This is a genomic window from Candidatus Solirubrobacter pratensis, from assembly GCF_000425945.1.
GTDB lineage: Bacteria > Actinomycetota > Thermoleophilia > Solirubrobacterales > Solirubrobacteraceae > Solirubrobacter > Solirubrobacter pratensis.
Map to the genome: position 1 here is coordinate 73,118 of NZ_KE384480.1, position 21,820 is coordinate 94,937.

The 21,820-nt window shown below is 71.9% G+C and carries 23 protein-coding genes; 14 read left to right on the forward strand and 9 right to left on the reverse strand.

What is annotated here, in order from left to right; translation table 11 throughout:
• The first annotated feature begins 3 nt into the window (after window positions 1-3).
• The 7 genes from H958_RS40140 to H958_RS0124790 all read left to right on the forward strand — a co-directional run bounded on the left by H958_RS40140 (window position 4) and on the right by H958_RS0124790 (window position 6,859).
• Window positions 4-999: a carbohydrate ABC transporter permease gene (locus H958_RS40140; RefSeq protein WP_051324777.1), complete on the forward strand. Its 996-nt coding sequence runs from the start codon at window positions 4-6 to the stop codon at window positions 997-999.
• The gene (locus tag H958_RS0124765) at window positions 996-1,904 is read left to right on the forward strand and encodes a carbohydrate ABC transporter permease (RefSeq protein WP_028060613.1); all 909 of its coding nucleotides are present in this window, start codon (window positions 996-998) and stop codon (window positions 1,902-1,904) included. Before H958_RS40140 ends, H958_RS0124765 begins: the two co-directional genes overlap by 4 nt.
• Window positions 1,901-3,133, forward strand: a complete 1,233-nt coding sequence (locus H958_RS0124770; RefSeq protein WP_028060614.1) for a 6-phospho-beta-glucosidase — start codon at window positions 1,901-1,903, stop codon at window positions 3,131-3,133. Before H958_RS0124765 ends, H958_RS0124770 begins: the two co-directional genes overlap by 4 nt.
• Window positions 3,130-4,137 (forward strand): N-acetylglucosamine kinase, encoded by a 1,008-nt coding sequence (locus H958_RS40145; protein WP_051324778.1) that lies wholly within the window; start codon window positions 3,130-3,132, stop codon window positions 4,135-4,137. Before H958_RS0124770 ends, H958_RS40145 begins: the two co-directional genes overlap by 4 nt.
• Window positions 4,130-5,215, forward strand: a complete 1,086-nt coding sequence (locus tag H958_RS0124780; protein WP_028060615.1) for an ABC transporter ATP-binding protein — start codon at window positions 4,130-4,132, stop codon at window positions 5,213-5,215. Before H958_RS40145 ends, H958_RS0124780 begins: the two co-directional genes overlap by 8 nt.
• A gap of 10 nt (window positions 5,216-5,225) precedes the next feature.
• On the forward strand, window positions 5,226-6,395 hold the full coding sequence (locus H958_RS0124785) for an ROK family transcriptional regulator (RefSeq protein ID WP_037411440.1): 1,170 nt from the start codon (window positions 5,226-5,228) through the stop codon (window positions 6,393-6,395).
• A 74-nt stretch (window positions 6,396-6,469) separates the two neighbouring features.
• The gene (locus H958_RS0124790; RefSeq protein ID WP_028060617.1) at window positions 6,470-6,859 is read left to right on the forward strand and encodes a ChaB family protein; all 390 of its coding nucleotides are present in this window, start codon (window positions 6,470-6,472) and stop codon (window positions 6,857-6,859) included.
• Window positions 6,860-6,878: 19 nt separating this feature from the next.
• Here H958_RS0124790 and H958_RS0124795 read toward each other — a convergent pair whose 3' ends face one another.
• Window positions 6,879-8,765, reverse strand: coding sequence for a glycoside hydrolase family 15 protein (locus H958_RS0124795; protein ID WP_028060618.1), 1,887 nt, complete (start codon window positions 8,763-8,765; stop codon window positions 6,879-6,881).
• A 135-nt stretch (window positions 8,766-8,900) separates the two neighbouring features.
• On the opposite strand from H958_RS0124795, the gene H958_RS0124800 reads away from it, so the two are divergent.
• Window positions 8,901-9,365: a hypothetical protein gene (locus H958_RS0124800; RefSeq protein WP_028060619.1), complete on the forward strand. Its 465-nt coding sequence runs from the start codon at window positions 8,901-8,903 to the stop codon at window positions 9,363-9,365.
• An 80-nt stretch (window positions 9,366-9,445) separates the two neighbouring features.
• On the opposite strand, the gene H958_RS0124805 is transcribed toward H958_RS0124800, so the two are convergent.
• Window positions 9,446-9,940, reverse strand: coding sequence for a DUF1269 domain-containing protein (locus tag H958_RS0124805; RefSeq protein WP_028060620.1), 495 nt, complete (start codon window positions 9,938-9,940; stop codon window positions 9,446-9,448).
• Between the two features lie 187 nt (window positions 9,941-10,127).
• Between H958_RS0124805 and H958_RS40150 the strand changes: the two genes are divergently transcribed.
• Window positions 10,128-10,484 (forward strand): response regulator, encoded by a 357-nt coding sequence (locus tag H958_RS40150; RefSeq protein WP_051324779.1) that lies wholly within the window; start codon window positions 10,128-10,130, stop codon window positions 10,482-10,484.
• 100 nt (window positions 10,485-10,584) lie between these two features.
• On the forward strand, window positions 10,585-12,411 hold the full coding sequence (locus tag H958_RS0124815) for a sensor histidine kinase (protein ID WP_028060621.1): 1,827 nt from the start codon (window positions 10,585-10,587) through the stop codon (window positions 12,409-12,411).
• Between the two features lie 2 nt (window positions 12,412-12,413).
• Here H958_RS0124815 and H958_RS0124820 read toward each other — a convergent pair whose 3' ends face one another.
• Both H958_RS0124820 and H958_RS40155 read right to left on the reverse strand, forming a co-directional pair.
• Entirely contained in the window at window positions 12,414-12,917 is a 504-nt protein-coding gene (locus H958_RS0124820; RefSeq protein ID WP_028060622.1) for a DUF1269 domain-containing protein, read from the reverse strand.
• A 179-nt stretch (window positions 12,918-13,096) separates the two neighbouring features.
• Complete coding sequence (locus H958_RS40155) at window positions 13,097-13,696, reverse strand: HdeD family acid-resistance protein (protein ID WP_051324780.1); 600 nt, start codon at window positions 13,694-13,696, stop codon at window positions 13,097-13,099.
• Between the two features lie 110 nt (window positions 13,697-13,806).
• Between H958_RS40155 and H958_RS0124830 the strand changes: the two genes are divergently transcribed.
• Window positions 13,807-14,748, forward strand: a complete 942-nt coding sequence (locus H958_RS0124830; RefSeq protein ID WP_028060623.1) for a universal stress protein — start codon at window positions 13,807-13,809, stop codon at window positions 14,746-14,748.
• On the opposite strand, the gene H958_RS0124835 is transcribed toward H958_RS0124830, so the two are convergent.
• Window positions 14,743-15,195 (reverse strand): hypothetical protein, encoded by a 453-nt coding sequence (locus tag H958_RS0124835; RefSeq protein ID WP_028060624.1) that lies wholly within the window; start codon window positions 15,193-15,195, stop codon window positions 14,743-14,745. The two genes, H958_RS0124830 and H958_RS0124835, sit on opposite strands and share 6 nt — an antisense overlap.
• A 214-nt stretch (window positions 15,196-15,409) precedes the next feature.
• Here H958_RS0124835 and H958_RS0124840 point away from each other — a divergent pair, with 214 nt between their 5' ends.
• Window positions 15,410-15,925, forward strand: coding sequence for a hypothetical protein (locus H958_RS0124840; protein ID WP_156028263.1), 516 nt, complete (start codon window positions 15,410-15,412; stop codon window positions 15,923-15,925).
• A gap of 7 nt (window positions 15,926-15,932) precedes the next feature.
• Here the strand turns inward: H958_RS0124840 and H958_RS0124845 are convergent, their stop codons facing one another.
• Complete coding sequence (locus H958_RS0124845; RefSeq protein WP_028060626.1) at window positions 15,933-16,619, reverse strand: LuxR C-terminal-related transcriptional regulator; 687 nt, start codon at window positions 16,617-16,619, stop codon at window positions 15,933-15,935.
• Window positions 16,620-16,819: 200 nt separating this feature from the next.
• On the opposite strand from H958_RS0124845, the gene H958_RS40160 reads away from it, so the two are divergent.
• The gene (locus H958_RS40160; RefSeq protein ID WP_051324781.1) at window positions 16,820-18,787 is read left to right on the forward strand and encodes a phage holin family protein; all 1,968 of its coding nucleotides are present in this window, start codon (window positions 16,820-16,822) and stop codon (window positions 18,785-18,787) included.
• Here the strand turns inward: H958_RS40160 and H958_RS0124855 are convergent.
• The 3 genes from H958_RS0124855 to H958_RS40165 are packed head-to-tail and all read right to left on the reverse strand — an operon-like array spanning window position 18,736 to window position 21,260.
• Window positions 18,736-19,887, reverse strand: a complete 1,152-nt coding sequence (locus tag H958_RS0124855; protein WP_028060627.1) for an AI-2E family transporter — start codon at window positions 19,885-19,887, stop codon at window positions 18,736-18,738. The two genes, H958_RS40160 and H958_RS0124855, sit on opposite strands and share 52 nt — an antisense overlap.
• A gap of 7 nt (window positions 19,888-19,894) precedes the next feature.
• Complete coding sequence (locus H958_RS0124860) at window positions 19,895-20,758, reverse strand: class II glutamine amidotransferase (RefSeq protein ID WP_028060628.1); 864 nt, start codon at window positions 20,756-20,758, stop codon at window positions 19,895-19,897.
• Between the two features lie 19 nt (window positions 20,759-20,777).
• Window positions 20,778-21,260 (reverse strand): universal stress protein, encoded by a 483-nt coding sequence (locus tag H958_RS40165; RefSeq protein WP_051324782.1) that lies wholly within the window; start codon window positions 21,258-21,260, stop codon window positions 20,778-20,780.
• Between the two features lie 104 nt (window positions 21,261-21,364).
• Here H958_RS40165 and H958_RS0124870 point away from each other — a divergent pair, with 104 nt between their 5' ends.
• Window positions 21,365-21,805 (forward strand): DUF6325 family protein, encoded by a 441-nt coding sequence (locus H958_RS0124870; protein WP_028060629.1) that lies wholly within the window; start codon window positions 21,365-21,367, stop codon window positions 21,803-21,805.
• Window positions 21,806-21,820: the final 15 nt, after the last annotated feature.

The following is a 21,820-nucleotide window of genomic DNA, read 5'->3' on the forward strand; positions in this document are numbered from 1 at the left end:
GCGATGGCCGGATCGGACGCAAAGGCATGGGCCGCCGTCGCCACCCCTGAGCGGCGGCGCGCCCGCCGCAGGGCGGCGTGGCGGCGGCGCCGCGTCGTCCTGCTGTTGATGAGCCCGTGGATCGTCGGCTTCAGCGTGTTCTTCGGCTATCCGCTGGTCATGAACCTCTACCTGTCGTTCACGCACTACGACCTGCTGTCGGCGCCGCGCTGGATCGGGTTGGCGAACTACAAGTTCATGTTCTCCAAGGACCCGCAGGTGTGGACGGCGATCAAGAACACGCTGTGGGTGATCTGCATCATGGTGCCGCTGCAGGTGCTGTTCGCGTTCGGCATCGCGCTGCTGCTCGCGCGGGCGCGCTCGGGCGCGGGCGTCTTCCGCACGATCTTCTATCTGCCGGCGCTCGCGCCGCCGGTCGCCGCGACGCTCGGATTCGTGTTCATACTCAACCCGGGCACGGGGCCGGTGAACGTCATCCTCGGCCACCTCGGCATCCAGGGGCCGCTGTGGTTCCAGGACCCGTCGTGGTCCAAGCCGGCGCTGACGATGCTGGCGCTGTGGGGCATCGGCAACACGATGGTGATCTTCCTCGCCGCGGTGCTCGACGTCCCGCGCACGCTGTATGAGTCGGCCCAGCTCGACGGCGCGGGCGCGTTCAAGCGGCTGATCTACGTCACGCTGCCGTCGATCAGCCCGGTGATCATGTTCTCCGCCGTCTACGGCGTCATCCTCGGGCTGCAGTACTTCACCCAGGCCTACGTCGCGGCGGGCGTCGCCGCCGGGCAGGCGTCGCAGGCGGCGGACGTGACGTCGGTGAACCTCGGTTACCCGAAGGACTCGACGCTGTTCTACCCGGTGCTCCTCTACCAGCACGGCTTCAACGACTTCCAGATGGGCTACGCGTCGGCGATCGCGATGGTCCTGCTGGTCGTGTCGTTCGCGTTCACGCTCGTGATCGTGATCAACTCGCGCCGCTGGGTGCACGGAGGGACGCGATGACCGCCGTCGAGCTCGACGCCCCGGCCGCCGCGGAATTCGTCCGCCGGCGGCCACCGGCCGCCGTGCGCCGGCGCAAGCTGCTGATCGCGGTCGCCGACCACAGCCTGCTGATCGCCGCCGCGATCGCCTTCCTGGCCCCGATCGTCTTCATCGCCTTGACCGCGTTGATGAGCAACGAGCAGGCGCTCTCGTCGCGCCTGTGGCCGCACCCGTTCGCGTGGCACAACTTCAAGGACGTGTTCACCACGGCGCCGATGTGGCGCTGGACGCTGAACACGCTCATGTACTCGGTGCTGGCGACGCTCGGCCTGCTGATCTCAAGCGTGCCGGTCGCCTATGCGCTGGCCAGGCTGCGCTGGCGCGGGCGCGAGGTCGCGTTCGTGATCGTGCTCGTGGCGCTGATGCTCCCGCCGCAGGTCACCGTCGTCCCGCTGTACGTGATGTGGTCGAAGATCCACCCGTTCGGGATCGACTTCATCGGGACGCTGTGGCCGGTGATCATCCCCAACTGGTTCGGCGACGCGTTCTCGATCTTCCTGCTGCGCCAGTTCTTCCTCACCATCCCCGAGGAGTACATCGACGCCGCCCGCGTCGACGGCTGCGGCGAGCTGCGGATCATCGCCACGGTCGTGGTGCGGCTCGCCAAGCCGGCGATCGCCGCCGTCGCGCTGTTCTCGTTCCTGTACACGTTCAACGACTTCTTCCTGCCGCTGCTCTACACGGGCCAGACCGCGCACCACTGGGTGCTGTCGATCGGACTGTCGGAGTTCCGTTCGTTGCACCAGGTGCAGTGGAACCTCACGATGGCCGCGACGCTGCTGGTGATGGCGCCCGTGATCGTGCTGTTCTTCCTCGCCCAGCGCGCGTTCGTCGAGGGCGTCACCCTCACGGGGGTGAAGGGATGAAGCTGGCCGTGATCGGCGCGGGCTCGACCTACACGCCCGAGCTCGTCTCGAAGGTGACGGCGCTCGGCGCCGTCGACGAGCTTGCGCTGCACGACCTCGACGCCGGCCGCTTGGAGGTCGTCGCCGCGCTCGCGCGGCGGATGCTCGACCGCGCGGGCTACGGCGGCGCACTCATGCGCACAGGTGACCTCGACGCCGCGCTCGACGGCGCCTCGTTCGTGCTCCTGCAGATCCGCGTGGGCGGCCAGGGCGCGCGCCTGCAGGACGAGACGGTGCCGCTGCGCTGCGGCTGCATCGGCCAGGAGACGACCGGCGCCGGCGGCTTCGCCAAGGCGATGCGCACGGTGCCGATCGTGCTCGAGCTGGCCGAGCGCGTGGTGGAGCGCGCGGCGCCGGACGCGTGGATCGTCGACTTCACCAACCCCGTCGGCATCGTCACGCGCGCACTGCTGGACGCCGGCCATCGCGCCGTCGGGCTGTGCAACGTCGCGATCGGATTCCAGCGCTCGATCGCGCGGATGCTCGACGTCGCGCCCGAGCGGATCCTGATCGACCAGGTCGGCCTCAACCACCTGACGTGGATTCGCGCCGTGCGGCTCGACGGCACGGACGTCCTGCCGGACCTGCTGGCCCGGCACGGCGACGAGCTGGCGGCGGCGGTCGCCCTGCCCCGGCGCCTGCTCGACGAGCTCGGCGCGGTTCCCTCCTACTACCTGCGCTACTTCTACGCGCATGACCGCGTGCTGGAGGAGCAGCGAACCGGCGTCCCGCGCGCGCAGACGGTGGCCGAGATCGAGCGCACGCTGCTCGCCATGTACCGCGACGAATCGCTGGACACCAAGCCGGAGCTGCTCGAGCGCCGCGGCGGCGCCTTCTACAGCGAGGCGGCGGTGGGCCTGGTCGGCTCGCTGATCTCCGGCGACGGCGCCGTGCACGTCGTCGACACGCGCAACCGCGGGACGCTCGCCGGGCTCGCCGACGACGACGTGGTGGAGGTCCCGGCGCGGGTCGACGCCACCGGCCCGGCGCCGCTCTCGCAGGCGCCGCTGGCGCCGGAGCTGCTCGGGCTCGTACAGCACGTCGCCGCCTACGAGCGCCTGACCGTCCAAGCGGCGCTGACGAGCGACCCGGTCGTCGCCCGCAAGGCGCTGCTCGCCCATCCGCTGATCGGCCAGCTCGACAAGGTCGACGGGCTGCTCGACCCCCTGCTGGCCACGGCGGCGCGATGACGGGCCTGCTGCTCGCCGTCGACGGCGGGAACGCCAAGACGGACCTCGCGGTGCTCTCGGCCGAGGGCGAGGTGCTCGCATTCGTGCGCGGCCCCGGCAGCTCGCCGCACGAGCACGGCGTCGAGGGCGCGCTGGACCGGATCGAGGCGCTGCTCGGCGAGGCGCTGGCGGTCGCTGGCCTCGACGGCGGCGCGCGCCCCGAGATCGCGATCGCCGACCTGCGGCTCGCGGGCGTCGACTTCCCGCGCGAGGTCACCGTCGCGCGCGAACGGATCGAGCGGCGCGGCTGGGCGCGCGTGGTGGAGGTCGGCAACGACACGTTCGCCCTGTTGCGCGCCGGCACCGACCGCGGCTGGGGCGTCGCCGTGGTGTGCGGCGCCGGGATCAACTGCGTCGGCGTCGGACCCGACGGCCGGCGCGCGTGGTTCCCTGCGCTCGGCGAGATCACGGGCGACTGGGGCGGCGGCTACGACCTCGGCAAGGCCGCGATCTCTGCCGCGGCGCGCAGCGAGGACGGGCGCGGCCCGCGGACGTCGCTGGAGCGGCGGGTGGCGGCGCACTTCGGCGCCGGCTCGCTGCTCGCGCTCGCCGAGGCCGTGCACGGCGGCGAGCTGCGCCGGCGGCGCTTCGTCGAGCTCGCGCCGATCGTGCTCGCCGAGGCGGCCTCCGATCGCGTCGCCGCGCAGCTGGTCGACCGGCTCGCCGCCGAGATCGTGGCGCTCGTGCGCGTCGCGCTGGAGCGGATCGGCCCGCTCGGAGAGCCGGCCGAGGTCCTGCTCGGCGGCGGGATCCTGCGCGCCCGCGACCCGCTCCTGCTCGGCGCCGTGAACGCCGGCCTCGCCGTGCTCGGCGTGCCGCTGGTCACCAGCGTGGTCGACGCGCCGCCCGTGGTCGGCGCCGCCCTGCTCGCGCTGGACCGGCTCGGCGCTCCGGCTTCGGCTCGCGAGCGCCTGCGCCGCGAGCTGCAACCCGACGACCGCCTGGCGGAGGTGTTCCATGGCTGAGGTCCGCTACGAGCGGGCGACGCGGATCTACCCCGGCACCGACGCGCCGGCGGTGGCCGCGCTGGACCTGCGGATCTCCGACGGCGAGCTGCTCGTGCTCGTCGGCCCGTCCGGCTCGGGCAAGACGACGGCGTTGCGGATGCTCGCGGGGCTCGAGGAGGTCGACGGCGGCGCGATCCACATCGGCGAGCGCGACGTCACCGACGACCCGCCGAAGGCGCGCGACGTCGCGATGGTGTTCCAGAACTATGCGCTCTACCCGTACCTCAGCGTCGCCGCCAACATCGCGTTCCCGCTCAAGATCGCCGGCGTCAAGAAGGCCGAGCGCGAACGGCGCGTGCACGAGGCGGCCACGATGCTGGGCCTCACCGAGTACCTGGAGCGCAAGCCCGGGCAGCTCTCGGGCGGCCAGCGCCAGCGCGTCGCCATGGGTCGCGCGATCGTGCGCGATGCGAGCGTGTTCCTGATGGACGAGCCGCTGTCGAACCTCGACGCCAAGCTGCGCGTGCAGATGCGCGCCGACATCGCCGCGCTGCAGTCGCGCCTCGGCGTCACGACCGTCTACGTCACGCATGACCAATCGGAGGCGATGACGCTCGGCCATCGCGTGGCCGTGCTGCACAACGGCCACCTGCAGCAGTGCGACGCGCCGCGCGTGCTCTATGACCGGCCGGCCAACCGCTTCGTCGCGGGCTTCATCGGCTCGCCGGCGATGAACTTCCTCGACGTCCCGCTCGGTGAGAACGGCTCCGTGTCGCTGGGTGGCGTCGACGTGCCGCTGCCCGACGACGTGCGCGCCGCGTCCTCGGCGGGCGGCTGGAGCGACCTCGTGGTCGGCGTCCGGCCCGAGTCGCTCGAGCTCGCGCCGGAGGGCATCAGCGCCGAGGTCCAGGTGGTCGAGGACATCGGCGCGGACGCGTACGTGTTCTGCGTGACGACGATCGGCGGCGTCGAGCGCAAGCTCGTGGCGCGCTCGAGCGCGCGCCGCGCGCCCGAGCGGGGTGCGCGCGTCGCGCTGCGACCGGTCGCCGGCGAGGCCCACCTGTTCGATCCGATCAGCGGCGCCCGGCTCGGCTGACCCGGCCCAGATGCACGCCCCGCGCCCCGCCGCGACGCCGACGCTGCTCAAGCGGCTCAACGAGGAGACGGTGCTCGGCACGATCCGTGCCGGCGCGCCGATCTCGCGCGCCGAGATCTCGCGGCGGGCGCGCATCTCCAAGCCGACGGTGTCGCTCGCGCTGCAGGCGCTGCTCGACGCGGGGCTGGTGCGCGAGTCCTCGGCGAGGCCGCCCGGACCGCGCTACGGCGCCGTCTACTTCGAGCCCGTCGACGAGGCGGCGCTGGTGCTCGGCATCGACGTCGGCGCGCACTTCTTGCGTGGGGCGATCGGGGACCTCTCGGGGACGATGCGTGCGCGCCGCGACGACGAGCTCGCGGGCGCGCATGCCGACGAGGTGCTCGACGCCATCGTGCGCATGCGCGATCAGCTCGTCGACGCGGCCGGCCTTCCCTCGCGGCTGATCGACGCGGTGGTCGTCGGCGTCCCCGGTGTCGTCGAGGCGGCCACGGGGACGATCCGGCTCGCGAGCAACGTCGAGGGGCTCGACGGCCGCCGCTTCGGCGAGGAGCTGGCCGTGCGCCTCGGCCACGCCGTCACGGTGGAGAACGACGTCAACCTCGCCGCGCTCGGCGAGGGGCGCGACGGCGTTGCGCGCGGGGTGGACAACTACGTCGTGCTCTCGATCGGCACCGGGCTCGGCGCGGGCCTGGTGCTCCGGGGCGAGCTCCAGCGCGGCCAGAACGGCGCCGCCGGCGAGCTCGACTACGTCCGCGCCGGCAGCGAGGAGGAGCTCGACCCGTCTGCGGGCGCGTTCTCGGAGCTCGCGGCGCGGCTGGCTGAGGGAGCGGTGACGGCGTTGACGCCGCCCTACGACCCGCGCGCGGTGTTCGCCGCCGCGCGCGCCGGCGACGCCGTGGCCGGCGCGGTGGTGGCCGAGGAGGCGCGCCGGATCGCCCGCCATCTGGTGCCGATGGCCGCCGTGACCGACGTCGGCCTCGTGGTCCTCGGGGGCGGCATCGGGGCCAATCCCGAGCTGCTCGACGGCGTGCGGCGGCTGCTCCCGGCCTGGCTCCCGTATCCGCCCAAGGTCGAGCTCTCGAGCCTGGCCGACAGCGCCGTGCTGATGGGCGCGCTCGCCGTCGGGCTGCGCTCGGCGCTCGACCGCGTGTTCGTCAACCGCCGTGACGGCGCGGCCTAGGCTCGGCGACGTCGTCGCGCGGCTGACGACGGCGTTCATGCAAGTGCGCCGCCCATGCTGGGTAGCCGACTGTCATGCCATCCAAGAAGGAAGATCTCCCCGGCACGCTCGAGCGCTCGCCGAAGAAGGTCCAAAGGACCTACGAGAAGGCGCTCGACAGCGCGCACGACCAGTACGACTCCGAGCAGCGCGCGCACCGCACCGCGTTCGCGGCGGTCAAGCACATCGCGGAGAAGAAGGGCGACCACTGGGAGCTCAAGGACTCCAAGGGCCCGAGTGACCCGCAGGCCGCGCAGGGCGGCAAGGCCGCGCGCGACCGCCCGAAGCGCACGCACGGCGGCGTCGACGTGCAGGGCAGCTCCAAGCAGGAGCTCTACGACCGCGCGAAGGAGCTCGGCGTGGAAGGCCGCTCGAACATGAGCAAGGAGGAGCTGGCCGACGCGATCGCGCGCAAGCAGGACTGACGCCCGCCGGTGACGCAGGTCAGCTGAACTCGTCCAGCCGCTCGGCGAGGATGATCCGCGCCGCCGCCTCGAGCAGCGCGAGGTGGGAGAACGCCTGTGGGAAGTTCCCCAGGTGCCGTCCCGTCGCGGTGTCGAACTCCTCCGCGTAGAGGCCGAGCGGGGAGGCGATGCCGAGCAGTCGCTCCATCAGATCCCGGGCCTGCTGGAGCTCGCCGATGATCGCCAGCGACGAGACCAGCCAGAAGGAGCAGATGATGAACGTGCCCTCCTTGCCGCACAGGCCGTCGTCGGTCTCCTCGGTGCGATAGCGCAGCACGAAGCCGTCCTCAGTCAGCTCGTCGGCGATCGCGTTCACGGTCGCCTGCAGCCGGGGGTCGTCGGCCGGGAGGAAGCCGAACAGCGCGGCGAGCAGCGTCGAGGCGTCGAGCGCATCCGTGGCGTAGTGCTGGCGCAGGACGCCGCGCTCGCTCATGCCGTGCTCGAGGATGTCGGCGTGGATCTCGTCGGCCGTCGCGCGCCAGGCGCGCTCGCGGTCGCCGTCGCCGCCGATCGCCGCCAGCTTGGCGGCGCGGTCGAGCGCGACCCAGCCCATCAGCTTCGAGGAGACGTAGTGCTGCGGCTCGCCGCGCGCCTCCCAGATGCCCTGGTCGGGCTCGCGCCAATCGCGCGTCGCGCACTCGGCCTGCGATTCGACGATCGGCCACAGCCGCCGCGGAAGCCGCTGGCTGCGGCGGGTGTGGAGCAGGATCGAGTCCAGCACGGCGCCGTAGACGTCGTTCTGGCGCTGGTCGAACGCGCCGTTGCCGATCCGGACCGGTCGCGCGCCGGCGTAGCCCGAGAGCTCGTCGCGCGTCGATTCGGTCAGGTCGCGACGCCCGTCGATGCCGTACATGATCTGGAGCGCACCGTCGGCGTTCGGCTCCAGGTCTGCGACGAACTGCATGAACTCCCCGGCCTCCCAGTCGAGGTTCAGCCAATGCAGCGCGCGGAGGGTGAAGGTGGTGTCGCGCATCCAGGTGAAGCGGTAGTCCCAGTTGCGCTCGCCGCCCGGAGTCTCGGGCAGCGACGTCGTGAGTGCGGCGACCGTCGCGCCGGTCGGCATGAAGGTGAGGCCCTTGATCGTGAGCGCCGAGCGCTCGATCGGCTCGCGCCAGCGATGATCGACCGGCCGCGATCGGTCGATCCAGCCGCGCCAGAACCGGCAGGTCGCGGCCAGCCGCTCCTCGGCTTCGCCCGCGTCCGCCGGTACGGCGGCGGCCGCGTCCCACGAGAGCGAGCAGTACAGGCGCTCGCCCGCGCGCAGGACGTGCCGGGCACGCACGCCGGCGCCCTCCACCCCGAGCGACATGTCGGTCCGCAGGCGGATCGGCAGCTCGCCTCCCGTCGCGTCGGCTCCTCCGCCCGCAGGGGTCCATACGGCCGTGGCGCGGCCGTAGTCGAAGACCGGCTCGCACAGCAGCTCGATCTCGACGGCGCCGTCGATGCACGACACGACGCGCACGAGCATGTGGTCGGCGTCGTCGTCGGCGGGAGGGCGGGTGTGAGGCGTGATGGAGTCGGTGCCGCGCCGTGGGCCCATGGTCAGCGCGTCGCGGACCACCACCCAGCCGCCCGGGGCGTGCCACGTCGTGACCAGCACGTTCGTGCCGGGCTCGTATGACCGCGTCGTCGGGACGTTCACGCCGAACGGGCCGAGCCGGAGTCCTCCGGCCTGACGATCGAGCAGGCTGCCGAAGACGCTGGGCGCGTCGAAGCGCGGGATGCACAGCCAGTCGATCGTGCCGTCGGGGGCGACGAGCGCTCCCGTGTGGCAGTCCGACAGGAACGCGTAGTCCGCGATCGGCGTGAACGGCGAGGGTGCCGCCGCGCTTTGCGGCATGGGCTGCTCGCGCGTGTCGATGACCATGAGACCGAGGCTATGAGCGTTCGCACGGCGCGCCAATCGTGCCGTCTGGCCTGCCGCGCGGGGGTGCACACCACCCGCGTGAAGGGTGCCGGCCGTCTAGTCCGCCCGGCGCCGCGATGGCAGGATCGCGGGACCATGGATTCGGCGCACGCACGAGCGATCGCAGAGCGGCTGCATGCGGACGACGCCGAGGATGACGGCACCCCGCTGCTGTGGCACATCCGGCGCGTGGCGCGCCTGGTCCCGCCTGACGCACAGGTCGTGGGCTGGCTGCACGAGGTGCTCGAGCGTCCCGACGTGAGCGAGCAGGAGCTCCTGATGGCCGGGCTCAGCGGCGAGGAGCTGCGCGCCATCCGGCTGCTGAACCGGCCGACGCACTCGCGCTCGGATCTCGCCTACCTCGCGCATGTCGAGCTGATCGCGCGCTCGTTTGGGCGGTCCGGACAGCTGGCGCGGGTGGTCAAGATCGCCGACCTGCAGGACCGGCGCCTGCATCCCCGAACTCGCCCGGATGGCTGGTGTCCTCCGTACGCGCTCGGCCTGCGACGGCTGGCCGAGGCGATCGGCGAAGCGCATCGGGCCGGCGCCCGACTGGCGTGAAGCTCGGTGTCCGGCGGCGACGGCGAACGAGCACCGCCCGGGCTGTGCCGGGCGGTGCGGTCGTCCGTTCAATGCCTAGCCTAGGTGGGAACCGGCTCGCCGAGGGCGGAGCGCAGGCGCTCCTCCTCTTCGTCGGTGAGCGACGTCTGGATGACCTCGCCGCCGTACGACTTGACGCGATCGATGACCCGCTCGGGCGCATTGCTGCGGCCGAGCATGATCAGCGCCGCGCCGCCCGCGGGCATCTTCGTGCCGAGAGTCTTCATGAACTTGTCGTCCACACCGGCGTCGGCGAACTTCCCGGCGACGGCGCCGGACGCGGCTCCGATCGCCATGCCGAACAGCGGCGCGAGGAACAGCAGCCCGATCAGGCCTCCCCACAGGGCGCCTCCCGCGGCGCCGGCGGTCGCCGGCTTCATCGCCTGGTGCAGCTTGATCTTGCCGTCCGGCTGGTGCTCGACCACGACCGCATCCTCCAACTGCACCAGATGCTCGGTCGCCATCTGCATCAGCTCGCTTCGCACCTGCTCCGCCGTCGCGGCGTCGGGATACGCGATGGCCACGAGTGAGCTCATCTCTGCCCTCCTTCGAGTCCGGTTGCCGGGCAGTCTGTTCCGCGCCAAGGCCCCGGGCAATGGGGTATGCGCGTCTCCTGCTGATGGTGCGCGCACCCTCGCATAGAGCCGGGCCGTCGCCGACGATGAGAGGACTCAGATGCAACCGTCGCCGACAATTCGCGGGCCGGCGCGGCAGGTCCGGGTCGTGACGGTGGACGATCAGGCGGTGTTCCGGGAGGCCGCCCGGGCGATCATCGAGCGCACGCCCCGCTTCGAGCTCGTCGGCGAAGCGGAGGACGGCGCCACGGCGTTGGAAGTCGTGCGTGCGGCCGATCCCGACGTCGTCATCCTCGATGTCCGGCTCCCGACCGTGGGCGGGATCGAGGTCTCGCGTCTCCTCACCCGCGACGATCGCGCGCGGGTGGTAGTGCTGGTCTCCAGCGACGAGCCGCGCCGGCTGTCCGGCCTGGCGAGTGGCTGCGGCGCCGCGGCGCTGCTGCGCAAGCATTGGCTGACGCCGCGGCTGCTTCGCGGGCTATGGGTGGCCCACCGCCGCCGGTGATCGGCGTACGTGGACCCACTGGTCGCGGGTGCGGCGCACCGGTAGAGTCGGTGGTGCCGCTCGCGACCGTGCCCCTGCCGGCAGCGTCCGGCGCCAACGCATGAACGCGCGCTCGGTCACCACCAAGCCGCCTGAGCTCCACCGCCGCTGGCGGCGCCTCATGTCGGCATCCTTCGCCGTCTTGGTGATCGCCCTCGGCGCCGGCGGCATCGTCGTGATCGCCACGAACGCACCGCCCGATCAGGTGGTGTCGCGATCGCTGCTCGAGGCCTTGATCGTCGGCCTCCCGGTGCTGACGGGCCTGTACGCGATCCGGTCGCCGCACACGGCAGGCTTCGGCTTCCTCATCATGGGCGCCGGGCTCGTGTGGTCGCTCACTTCGCTGGGCGAATCGAGCGACAGCCTGCCGTACAGCGTCGGCCGGGTGTCGGCTTGGGCCATCTTCCCGCTGCTCGTCTACCTGATGCTCACGTTCCCTGGGGGGCGTATCGCCCGCGCCCTCGACCGCCGGTTGTTCGGTGCGGTCTGCGTGCTCGTCATCGTCCTCTATGCCGGCTCCGCCCTGTTGGTCGAGGCGTACCCGACGCACACGCCGTGGGCGAGCTGCGACGCGCACTGCCCGCCCAACGCGTTCCTCGTCCTCGATTCCCAGCCGGCGCTGATGGAGGACGTCGTCAGGCCGCTGCGCGAAGCGATCGCGGTCGCTCTGCTCACCGGCGTGAGCGTGTCGCTAGCGCTGCGGTGGCGTATCGCCGGCCCGGTCCGCGGACGCACCGTCGCGCCGGTGCTGGTCGCGAGCATCGCGTCGGTCGCCAGCCTCATCGTCTACCTCGTCGTCCGGCGTGCGACGTCGAACGGCGAGCTCACCACCTCCCTGGGCTTGATCTGGGCGCTCAGCATCCCGGGGCTGGCCGCGGGATTCCTGGTCGGGCTGCTGCGCCGCAGCATGACGCTCGGTCATACGCTCTCGCGCCTCAGCCCCGCGCTGACGGAAGGCACCGAACCGCGGGAGCTCCGCGCGAGGCTCGCGGCCACGCTCGACGACCCACGCCTCGATGTGCTCGCGCGGGACGGGACCCGGGACCGGTGGCGCGACTCGTCCGGTCGCACGACGTCCCTGGCGGAGGCCGCTGAGCGCGGGCTGGCGGTGACGATGATCGAGGACGAGTCCGGACCGGTCGGCGCCTTGGTGCACGACCCGGCGCTCGACGAGGACGAGGAGCTCGTCGCGGCCGTGTGCGCGATCGTCCTCGCCAGCTTCCGGAACGCGCAGCTGGTGAGCAGGCTCGCGAGCTCGCTCAGCGATCTGGAGGAGTCGCGCAAGCGCATCGCCCGCGCCGCCGATCTCGAGCGGTCGCGGATCGAGCGCGATCTGCACGACGGGGCGCAACAGCGGTTGATCGGACTCCGGATCAAGCTCTCGCTCGCCGAGGAGCTCTCCGCGGACGATCCCGCCGATGGCGCGAAGGCGTTCCACCAGCTGGGCACCGATGTCGAGCTGGCCCTCGACGAGCTGCGCTCGCTGGCGCATGGGGTCTATCCGTCGCTGCTCAGCGACCGCGGCCTGGCGGACGCGGTGCGCGGCATGGCCTCGGATGTCCCGCTTCCGATGCACCTCGCGATCAGCGGCTTGTCCCGGCAACCGCCGGAGGTCGAGACCGCGGTCTACTTCACGTGCCTCGAGGCGGCGCAGAACGCCTGCAAGCACGCGCGAGGCGCGACCGGTCTGTGGGTCTCGCTCCGGCAGGCCGACCGGCTGCGGTTCGAGGTCCACGACGACGGCGCCGGGTTCGTACCCCCTGCCGGAGCGTTCAGCGGCGGGTTGCGCAACATGCGCGATCGCATCGAGGCGGTGGGTGGGCGGCTCACGATCGATTCCGCGCCGGGGCGTGGAACGCGGATCAGCGGCGCGATCCCGCTCGCCTGACGTCAGGAACGCGAGGACTCCTCCGCCAGCACGTCGCGTAGACGGTGCTCCTGCTCGTCGGAGAGCTCAGAGCGCACCGTCGTGATGGCGAGCCCGTCGAGCTCGGCCGCGAGGCGCTCCGCCGCGGTTGCGGTGGCAAGGACGAAGACGGCCGATGAACCGGGTGTCACCTGCTCTCGGACACGCATGACGAAGTCGTCCTCGACGCCGAAGTCCGAGAGCGAGCCGGCAATCGCGCCGGCGGCGGCGCCGAACGCGGGCCCGGCGATCGGCGTGAGGAAGACCAGGGCGAGCAGGACTCCCCAGAACCCGCCCCAGAGGCTCCCGGGTCCGGAGAGGCTCCCGAGCTCGCGCGTCGAGGGCTTCCGCCGGCCGGCCGGCCAGCTCACGAGCGCGGCGTCCTCCACGACGGCCACGCCGTCGCCCACAAGCTGCTCGAGCCGAGGCAGCACGTGCGCCTCCGCGTCCTGGGGAGCCGGCGATCGCCACACCGTGAGCGTGTACATCCTCGGTCCTTCCATCACGATCGACATTCCCGTACGGACGTCGTACCCGTCCGCGCCTGCACATCAGGCTCCCACCGTGCAAGGCGGTGGGCGAGGCGGCGTACACGTGTCATCGGGGGGAGTGAGCATCCCGCGCGTGCCGAGCATGGTGCGCGCACCACCGCCGGAGACCCCGGTGCTCAGCTCAGATCGCGCGCCATCCGCACCCTGAACGCGCGGACGATGTCGGTGACGCCGTGCATCAGCGCCCAGATCCCGGCGAAGACCAGCAGCGTGTAGGCCTTTTCGAGGAAGAACTGGCCGGCCGTCCAGAAGGCCAGCATGCACATGAGGATGCCGCTGATGAGGCCGAGCCACCACACGGGGTTGTCCGACTGCTGGAGGAAGGCGGAGATGATCCACCAGACGCCGACGGTGAGGAACAGGAACCCGAGGAGATCGGCCAGGCCGGCGAACGTGTTCTCAGGGTTCGCGAAGCAGACCACGCCGAACACCAGGAACAGCACGCCGACGATCGCCCACAGCCAGCGCAGTCGATCCGCAAGCGTGGCGAGCACCAGCTGCTGGGCGCCCGCGAACACGAACATGCAGCCGACGATGATCCCGATCGTCGTGATCGAGGCCGCATCGAACTGCAGGATGACCAGCGCGGCGAACACCCAGGCGACGCCGGTGACCAGCCACAGCCACCAGTAGCGGCCGATCTCGCGCTCGACGGCGCGAACGCCCGATGAGCCGGCCGCCGCGGTTCCGGCGCCCGGAGAGACTGCTGAGGTCATGGTGGACTCCTTCGAGAGGTGATCGTCGCGGCATGGTGGCGGCACGGATGCAGCCGGACATCACCCGGTTGAGGTGATGGCTCCACCACGCCGGCGATTAGCGTCGTGGCATGACCGAAGACGCTCGTCAGGCGCCGATCCTCGCCGCGTTCAGCCCGCGCTCCCCCGGCCGGGAGCCGGTCGAGTTCGGCATCGCGGCGAGCAGGATCACCGGCGCGCCCCTCACCATCCTCGCCATCCGGCAGGGAGGCCCGCTCGTGCGCCGGCTCGCGGGAGACATCGACGACGACGGGGCCGCGATCAAGCATCTCCGCGTCGAGCTGCAGCGCCGCCACGTCGCCGCCGAGGTGGTTGTGCGCGAGGCGCGCACGGTCGGCGGCGGTCTGACCGCGGCGCTCAAGGAGCTGGCGCCGCAGATGATCGCGCTCGGCTCCACGCACCGCGGCGCGGCCGGCTCGGCGCTGTTGGGCACCAACGTCGAGCGGGTGATCCACTCGGCCGCATGCCCGGTCGCGGTCGTGCCGCAGGGCTACCGTCGTCCTGAGGAGGGCGTGCGGGTGATCGGCGCGGCGTTCGTGCCGACGCCCGAGGGCCGTGAGGCACTGCGGTCCGCCGCCGCGCTGGCCCGCTCGGGCTCGGTCAAGCTCCGCGCCCTCGCGGTGCTCGATCCCAAGCTTGCGACCGAACAGGGGCACGGAATGCTCGCGGAGCAGCATCGCGACGTCGATCCCGACCAGGCGGCTGAGGCGCGCCACGGCATGGCCGAGCAGCTGGGGCTCAAGCAGGCGCTGGCCGAGATGGCGCACGGCGTCGACGCCGAGGTGGACATCCTCTACAACGACCCCGCCGACGGGCTCATCGCGGCATCCCGGCACGTCGACCTGCTCGTCATGGGCTCGCGGGCGCACGGCCCGCGGCGCGCGACGATCCTCGGCAGCGTGTCGCGCAAGGTCGCCGAGCAGGCCGCCTGCCCGGTGCTCATCCTGCCGCGCGGGGCGAGCGAGACCACCGCGGCGCTGATCTCGCATGCCGAGGCGCTCGGCCCGTCATGACCGCGGGCCCGTCAGCGCCATGAAGTCGTCCGCGCCGACGATGTCGTCGCGGAGCTCGCGCATGAAGCCTTCGAAGTCGCTTCGCGTCCGGGCGCGCGTCATGACCACGGCGTAGCCGCCGATCGCGCGCCGGTCTCGCTCGAGCCTGCGGACGAGGTCGCACAGGTCGCCGCGGGCGACGACGAGGCGCCGGGCGATGCCACATTGCCCGCATTCGATCCGAACCTCCACGAAGATCGCGTCGACGCTGAAGGTCTCGACGGCGCGCACGGCGCGCTGCGCGCACCGCGGGCAGCGGCGAAGCCGGCGCAGCTCCGCGCGCCGGCCCCGAACCGCGAGGGCGACCGCCGAACCCACCGCCGAGCACCAGACGAAGGCGACGTACGCCACCAAGAGGACGCTGGATCCGTTCGCCGTCGCGGCACGCGCTGCCATCTCGAGCTCCATGGCCGGTCCAGCGTCCAGACGCTCTCGGGCGGCTGCATCACCCGAAGCGGATGATCGCCGGGCGGCGACATGCGCGCACCACCGTCGCGCACGCGCGGGCACGATGGCTCGAGCGCGGGCGACGCATGAGCATGGTGGCATGACCACGGTCGAGCCACAGCCGGCCGGCAGCGAGCCGGCCCATAAGCGCCGCAGCCCATGGCTGTGGGTCAGCGTGGCGCTCGCGGTCATCGCCGTGGGCCTGCTGGTCTGGGGGCTCAAGACCCAGTCCGACCTGGACAGCGCCCGCAGCGACGTCGACCGGCTGCAGGCGCAGGTCGACCAGAGCGCACAGGACGGCGGCGCGGCGCGCGCGGCGATCACCTCGGTCATCGGGGCGCTCGCAGCGCAGATCGGCGCGACGAACGCGGACCTTGCCGCCGCCGAGCAGCAGATCAAGAGCGCGACGGACGCCGGGGCGCAGGCCGCCAAGGATGCGGGCGCAGCCGCGCAGGACGCGATCGCGGCGAAGGGCGAGACCGCGAAGGCGAACGCGCAGGCGGCGAAAGCGGACGCGCAACAGCGCGTGGCGGAGTCGAAGGCCGGCGTGGCGGCCGGCTGTGCGAGGGCCTATGTGTCCACGCTCAGCGGTCTGACGAGCGGCGGCAACGTGCGCGACCAGGCGGCGGCGGTGGTCTCGCAGCTCAAGCGCATCACCGCTGACTGCAAGGACGCCTTCTCTGCCGCCTAGGAGCGACTCAGACCGTCTCGTACGGCTCGGCGCCGCCGTTGGCCAGGAGCATGAGCGTCGCCTTGACGCGCTTGCTGGCGTCCTGCGAATCCGCGAGGCCGAGCTTCATGAAGATCGCATTGATGTGCTTCTCCACGGCGCGCTTGGTCAAGAAGAGCGACTCGGCGATCGCCGTATTGCTCTTCCCCTGGGCGATCTCGCCGAGCACCTCGCGCTCGCGGGCCGTCAGCTCGTTGAGCGGCGACGATGCGGCCTGCGTCCGCGCGTGGACCAGCGTCTCGACGATCTTGGGATCGATCATCGAGCCCCCCTCATGGACGGCGCGGATGGCGGCGGTCAGCTCCGCGCGGTTGTGCAGGCGCTCCTTGAGCAGGTAGGCGCGGCGGTCGGAGCCCCTGTCGAGCAGGGCGAGCGCGTAGATGGGGTCAGAGAACTGACTGAGCACGACGACGCCTATCTCCGGGTGCTTGTCGCGCAGCTCGGTCGCCAGCCTGATCCCCTCGTCGGTGTTGGTCGGCGGCATCCGGATGTCCGTCACCACCACGTCGGGAGGGTCCCGGTCGCACGCTTCGCGCAACGCGGCCACGTCGCCGACGGTCGCCGTGATCTCCATCTGCGGGTCGCCGGCGAGCAGTTGACGAACCCCTTCCCGGACGATCAGGCTGTCATCGCCGAGCGCGATGCGGATCGACATGAACCGACACTACCTCCGAGCGCTCAGGAGTGCTACGGAACGCGGCACACGCACACCACCGTGCGGGGCACCGGGCGCGGAGGCATTACGGTGTCATTCGCTCACCATTCGAGAGTCTGGAATCCGATCGCATGAAGACGCCGGCCCCCTCAGCTCCGCCCTGGGGGCAGCAGCCTCGCTGGCAGCCCGAGATCCCGCGCTTGCGGATCGGACGGCTTGTGCTCTCCTGGGCGATCGGCGCCGCAGCGGTTGGGGCGGCCTCCTGGCTCCTCCCGGGCGTCGCGCTGACAGGTTCCCGCGCGGCGTTCGCGGTCGCGGCGGCCGTCGCGGTCCTGAACGCGCTGCTTCCGCCGCTGCTCGCCGCGCTCCGCCTGCCCTTCACCGTCGCCGCCGGCTTCCTGCTCGCGCTCGCCGGCGACGCGCTCGTGCTGCAGCTGGCTGCCCACGCGCTTCCGGACGACATCCGGATCGACACGTTCGGCGACGCGCTGCTCGCCGCGCTGACGGTCTCCGCCGTGAGCCTCTGCCTCCAGATCGCGCTCGGGACCAACGACGACGATGAATACGCGCTGCGCGTGACACGGCGCATCGCGCGTCGCCAGGGCACGTCGGACCGTACGGACGTCCCCGGGATCTTGTTCCTCGAGATCGACGGCCTCGCACTCACCGTTCTGCGCGACGCGATGCGCGACGGCAGCGCGCCGACGCTGGCGAGATGGGTCGCCGAGGACGGCTATCGCCTGCTCGAGTGGGAGACCGACCTCTCGTCGCAGACGGGGGCCAGCCAGGCCGGCATCCTGCTGGGGTCCAACGACGACATCCCGGCGTTCCGCTGGGTCGAGAAGGACACGGGGAGGCTGGTCGCCTGCTCATCGCCGGGCGACTGCGCTGCGATCGAGCGGCGCTGCGCGACCGGGCGCGGGCTGCTCGTCGACGGCGGGACGAGCCGGGGCAACCTGCTGTCCGGCGAGGCCCGCGAGACGGTCCTCACCGTCAGCCGGATGGACGAGGAGCGGCGTGCCAACCCCGGATACCGGGCCTTCTTCGCGAACGGGTTCAACGTCACGCGCGCGCTCGTGCTGTTCGGCTGGGAGCTCGCGCTCGAGCTCTCGGCCTCGCTCCGCGCCGCGCGGCGGAACGTCCGTCCGCGCGGGCACAGGGGAGGGACGTATCCGCTCATGCGGGCCGCGATGTGCGTCGTCATCCGCGACCTCATCGTCTTCGCCGTGCTGACCGACATGATGCGCGGCCGGCCGGCCGTCTACGCGACGTTCGCGAGCTACGACGAGGTCGCGCACCACTCGGGTCTCCAGCGGGCCGACACCCTGGAGGCGCTGCGCAAGCTCGACCAGCAGTTCGCGCGCATCGCTCGCGCGAGGCGGTTCGCGCCGCGGCCGTACGAGATCGTCGTGTTGTCCGATCACGGGCAGACGCAGGGCGCGACGTTCAGGCAGCGCAACGGATACGGTCTCGACGAGTTGGTCGAGCGGTCGCTAGGCGGCGGCGTCGTGACGGGCGTCGCGGGCGGCGACGAGCAGAACGCGATGATCCGGCATGCGGTCGACGAGGCGACCGGGCACCCGCCGGCCAGACGCTCGAAGAACGACGTCTCCGACCGGGACGTCGTGGTCCTCGGCTCGGGCAATCTCGGCCTCGTCTACCTGATGGAGCGCCGGCGGCGCCTGACCCTCGAGGAGATCGAGGAGCGCCATCCGCGGCTCCTCGGCGCGCTCCGGGACCATCCGCATGTCGGCTGGCTTCTCGTCCACTCGGGCGAGCACGGCGCCGTCGTCCTCGGCGAGGCCGGCGCCAACTACCTCGACGAGCGCCGCATCGACGGAAGCGATCCGCTTGCGCCGTTCGGGGCCACGGCTGCCACGCACCTGCGGCGGACCGACGGCTTCGAGCACGTCGCGGACATCATGGTCGGCAGCTTCTACAACCCCGTCCTGGACGAGGGCTGCGCCTTCGAGGAGCTGATCTCGTTCCACGGGGGCCTCGGTGGGCCGCAGACGCGGGCGTTCATCCTCGCTCCGGCCATGTTCGCGCCGCCGTCGGGTCCGATCGTCGGCGCCGCCGCGGTGCACGAGCTGCTGTGGAGCTGGCGCCGGGCGCTTCAGGGGCCGCCGGCGGCGACCTCGGCTCCCCGGCCGGTCGCGACCGGCTGATCCGGCGCGCGGGCGCGCGCGACGTCGGCGGAGACGCGTAGCGCCGCGGAGGTGAGCGGCGCCGCGAGAATGAGCCCGATCGCGCCGAACAGGCTGCCGGCGGCGATCGTCACGATGAGGATGCCGAGGGGATGCATGTCGAGCGCGGCGCCGTATGCGAGCGGCTGGATCAGCTGCTGCAGCGCCCCGTTGGCGAGCAGCGAGATCACCGCCATCGCGAGCGCGGTCCCCGATCCCTTCGAGCCGAGGGCGATCAGGACGGTGAAGGCGCCGGCCGACCAGGCGCCGAGGTACGGGATGTAGGCGGTGACGAAGTTCACGATCGCGATCGAGCCGGCGCGCGGGACCCCGAGCACCACGGCGCTGAGGCCGATCACCACGCCATTGAAAACCGCAACCGCCGTGACCCCGGCGAAGTATCCGCGCAGCGACTGCAGCGTCCGTCCTGTGATCGCGTGCGCGACCGACCGTGGGACGCCCATGTGGCGCTCCGTCCACGCGCGGATGAGCGGTCCATCCTTGAGCAGGAAGAACAGGCTCAGCGCCGTGAAGGAGAGGAACACGGCGAGCGACGCGAGCGCGCCGAGTCCGCCGGCCAGTCCGGTGAGCAGCGTGTGGAACGCGTCGCCGACCGCGGTGCTCCCATCGGCCTGCGCACGCGCCGCATGGTCGGCGTCGACGCCGGCGTCCTGCAGCCAGCCGCGGAGCGTGCCGGCCGCCGCGTGGAGGTCGTCCCGGAGCTCGGCGGACTGGCTGCCGATCCCCGCGAGGATGACCACGGTGAGCAGCACTGCGAGCGCGATCGCGCCGAGCAGGACGATCGCGGCGGCCGCGCTGCGCGGGAGACCGCGTCGCTGCATCGCGCCGATCACGGGAGAGAGGACGGAGGCGAGGATCGCCGCGGTGACCACGGGGAAGACGATCGCGTGCGTGAGCGAGAGCAGCCACACCACGGCGACCGCGAGCAGCGTGATCCCGACCAGCAGCCAGGAGGTCACGCCGAGGTCGAAGATCCACGCGCGCACGGCGAAGACGCCGGTCAGCTCGTCGGAGCGGATCTGGTGGTCCTCCTCCGGGCGAGACGGCTCCGTCTTCGTCATCGCATCTCTACGTCGCCGCGGCGATGTGCTCGACAGCCGGCGCCTGGGGATGGAACGGCCGCCGCTCGTCCTCGCCGGGCTGCACGATCAACGCCGTCGACTCCGGGACCTCGACCCAGACGCCGGGCAGGTCCGAGAGCGGCTCGGAGACGATGATGCGGTCCTCGTCGGTCAGACGCGCGAAGCGGGGGTTGTCCGGGTGCAGCGACTGCACGGTCTCGCGGTCGGCGGAGACGAACAGCGTCCGCGAGTGCCCCTCCGTGGAGTAGCGCACGGCCCACAGCCGCTCGCCGTCGCTGAAGCCCAGCGTCATCTGGACCGCGTTCTCGATCCCGTGGGCCTCGGCCGCCGCCTCGATCCGGCCGACCGCGCACTCGACGGCGCCGATCGGATCCTCTTCGAGGCCGCACGACAGCGCGAGGTAGAAGAGCACCTCCGAATCGGTCGAGCCGACGATGCCCTCGAAGAGCTCCCGGTCGACCTGCAGCAGCAGATCGCGCCGGATCTCATGGAAGCCGTTGATCGCGCCGTTGTGGACGAACAGCCAGCGCCCATGGCGGAAGGGGTGGCAGTTGGTCTGCTGGACGGGCGTCCCGGTCGTCGCGCGGATGTGGGCGAGGAACAGCGGCGACTCGATGTGGGCGGCGAGGTCGCGCAGGTTGGCGTCGCTCCACGCCGGGGAGATGTTGCGATAGCGCCGAGGACGCCGGCGGTCGCCGGACGAGTACCAGCCGAGGCCGAATCCGTCGCCGTTCGTGGTCTCGACTCCCATGCGCGCGTGCCGGCTCTGGTCGATGAGACCGTGCTCGGTGCGGAACAGCAACTCCTCCATCACGAGCGGCTGGCCGAAGTAGGCGTTCCAGCGGCACATTCGAGTTCCTCCTGGTCGGTTACTCCGGCGCCTTGACGACCAACACGGGACGCTCGAGGCGCCGCAGCAGCCCGCGCGACGTCGAACCGAACAGGCCCGACTTGAACGCTCCGAGGCCTCGCGATCCGACGACGACGGCGCTTGCATCGAGTCGCCGGGCGATCGCGGCGATCGTGTCCACGACGTCCTTCTCGTCCGCTACGGGAAGCGCCTCCGCCGCAACTCCGCGGTCGCGGGCGAGCTGCGCGCCGGACTCGGCGGCGCCGGTGGCGCGGTCGCGCTGTGCTCCGTCCACCCGCGCCATCTGCTCCGGCGTCGGCACGACATAGCCGGCGCCGGTGATGTCGGTGGTCGAGACCATCGCCATCGCGAGGCCCGGCTCCCACACGCTGACGACGACCAGCCGGTGGTCCGGGAAGAGCTCCGCCGCGGCCTCGACCGCGGCTTGGGACTCGGCGGATCCGTCGTAGGCCACGAGCACGGGGTGCCGGTCTTCGGACATGCATCGAGGTCACCACGCGACGCACGGCCCTGCCTCACCCCGATGGGATGATGCGGCGGGACCGCCGGCGGCGGATCGTCAGCCTCCCGACGAAGGAGGCAACGATGACGCAAGACATGCTCGAGGAGCTCGGCCCGATCGACTACGTGGTGCTCGAGTGGCCGACCGGGGGGCCGAGCGGCGAAGCGGCGCCGATGATCATCGACCTGGTCGAGCACGGCATCATCCGCATCCTCGACATCGCGTTCCTCGCCAGGGACGAGGACGGCACCACCAGGACGCTGGACCTGGGGTCGTTCTCCAACGACGACGCCTTCATGCAATTCGAGGGCGCGTCGTCCGGGCTGCTCAGCACCGAGGATCTCGAAGAGGCGGCGTCCGCGCTCGCCCCCGGCACCACGGCGGCCGTGCTGGTGTGGGAGAACCGCTTCATCGCGCCGATCGCCGCGGCGCTGCGCCGCTCCGGCGGGCAGCTCGTCGCGACCGGGCGCATCCCCGCCGACGAACTCCTCGCTTCGCTCGACGTCGTCGAGGCCGCTCACTGAGACGAAAGGAAGTCA

What these genes read in the sequence shown, in the direction of transcription:
- H958_RS40140 (WP_051324777.1), top strand. Translation starts at nt 4, where the DNA reads ATGGCCGGATCGGACGCAAAGGCATGGGCCGCCGTCGCCACCCCTGAG.
- H958_RS0124765 (WP_028060613.1), top strand. Translation starts at nt 996, where the DNA reads ATGACCGCCGTCGAGCTCGACGCCCCGGCCGCCGCGGAATTCGTCCGC.
- H958_RS0124770 (WP_028060614.1), top strand. Translation starts at nt 1,901, where the DNA reads ATGAAGCTGGCCGTGATCGGCGCGGGCTCGACCTACACGCCCGAGCTC.
- H958_RS40145 (WP_051324778.1), top strand. Translation starts at nt 3,130, where the DNA reads ATGACGGGCCTGCTGCTCGCCGTCGACGGCGGGAACGCCAAGACGGAC.
- H958_RS0124780 (WP_028060615.1), top strand. Translation starts at nt 4,130, where the DNA reads ATGGCTGAGGTCCGCTACGAGCGGGCGACGCGGATCTACCCCGGCACC.
- H958_RS0124785 (WP_037411440.1), top strand. Translation starts at nt 5,226, where the DNA reads ATGCACGCCCCGCGCCCCGCCGCGACGCCGACGCTGCTCAAGCGGCTC.
- H958_RS0124790 (WP_028060617.1), top strand. Translation starts at nt 6,470, where the DNA reads ATGCCATCCAAGAAGGAAGATCTCCCCGGCACGCTCGAGCGCTCGCCG.
- H958_RS0124795 (WP_028060618.1), bottom strand. Translation starts at nt 8,765, where the DNA reads ATGGTCATCGACACGCGCGAGCAGCCCATGCCGCAAAGCGCGGCGGCA.
- H958_RS0124800 (WP_028060619.1), top strand. Translation starts at nt 8,901, where the DNA reads ATGGATTCGGCGCACGCACGAGCGATCGCAGAGCGGCTGCATGCGGAC.
- H958_RS0124805 (WP_028060620.1), bottom strand. Translation starts at nt 9,940, where the DNA reads ATGAGCTCACTCGTGGCCATCGCGTATCCCGACGCCGCGACGGCGGAG.
- H958_RS0124815 (WP_028060621.1), top strand. Translation starts at nt 10,585, where the DNA reads ATGAACGCGCGCTCGGTCACCACCAAGCCGCCTGAGCTCCACCGCCGC.
- H958_RS0124820 (WP_028060622.1), bottom strand. Translation starts at nt 12,917, where the DNA reads ATGTACACGCTCACGGTGTGGCGATCGCCGGCTCCCCAGGACGCGGAG.
- H958_RS40155 (WP_051324780.1), bottom strand. Translation starts at nt 13,696, where the DNA reads ATGACCTCAGCAGTCTCTCCGGGCGCCGGAACCGCGGCGGCCGGCTCA.
- H958_RS0124830 (WP_028060623.1), top strand. Translation starts at nt 13,807, where the DNA reads ATGACCGAAGACGCTCGTCAGGCGCCGATCCTCGCCGCGTTCAGCCCG.
- H958_RS0124835 (WP_028060624.1), bottom strand. Translation starts at nt 15,195, where the DNA reads ATGGAGCTCGAGATGGCAGCGCGTGCCGCGACGGCGAACGGATCCAGC.
- H958_RS0124845 (WP_028060626.1), bottom strand. Translation starts at nt 16,619, where the DNA reads ATGTCGATCCGCATCGCGCTCGGCGATGACAGCCTGATCGTCCGGGAA.
- H958_RS0124855 (WP_028060627.1), bottom strand. Translation starts at nt 19,887, where the DNA reads ATGACGAAGACGGAGCCGTCTCGCCCGGAGGAGGACCACCAGATCCGC.
- H958_RS0124860 (WP_028060628.1), bottom strand. Translation starts at nt 20,758, where the DNA reads ATGTGCCGCTGGAACGCCTACTTCGGCCAGCCGCTCGTGATGGAGGAG.
- H958_RS40165 (WP_051324782.1), bottom strand. Translation starts at nt 21,260, where the DNA reads ATGTCCGAAGACCGGCACCCCGTGCTCGTGGCCTACGACGGATCCGCC.
- H958_RS0124870 (WP_028060629.1), top strand. Translation starts at nt 21,365, where the DNA reads ATGACGCAAGACATGCTCGAGGAGCTCGGCCCGATCGACTACGTGGTG.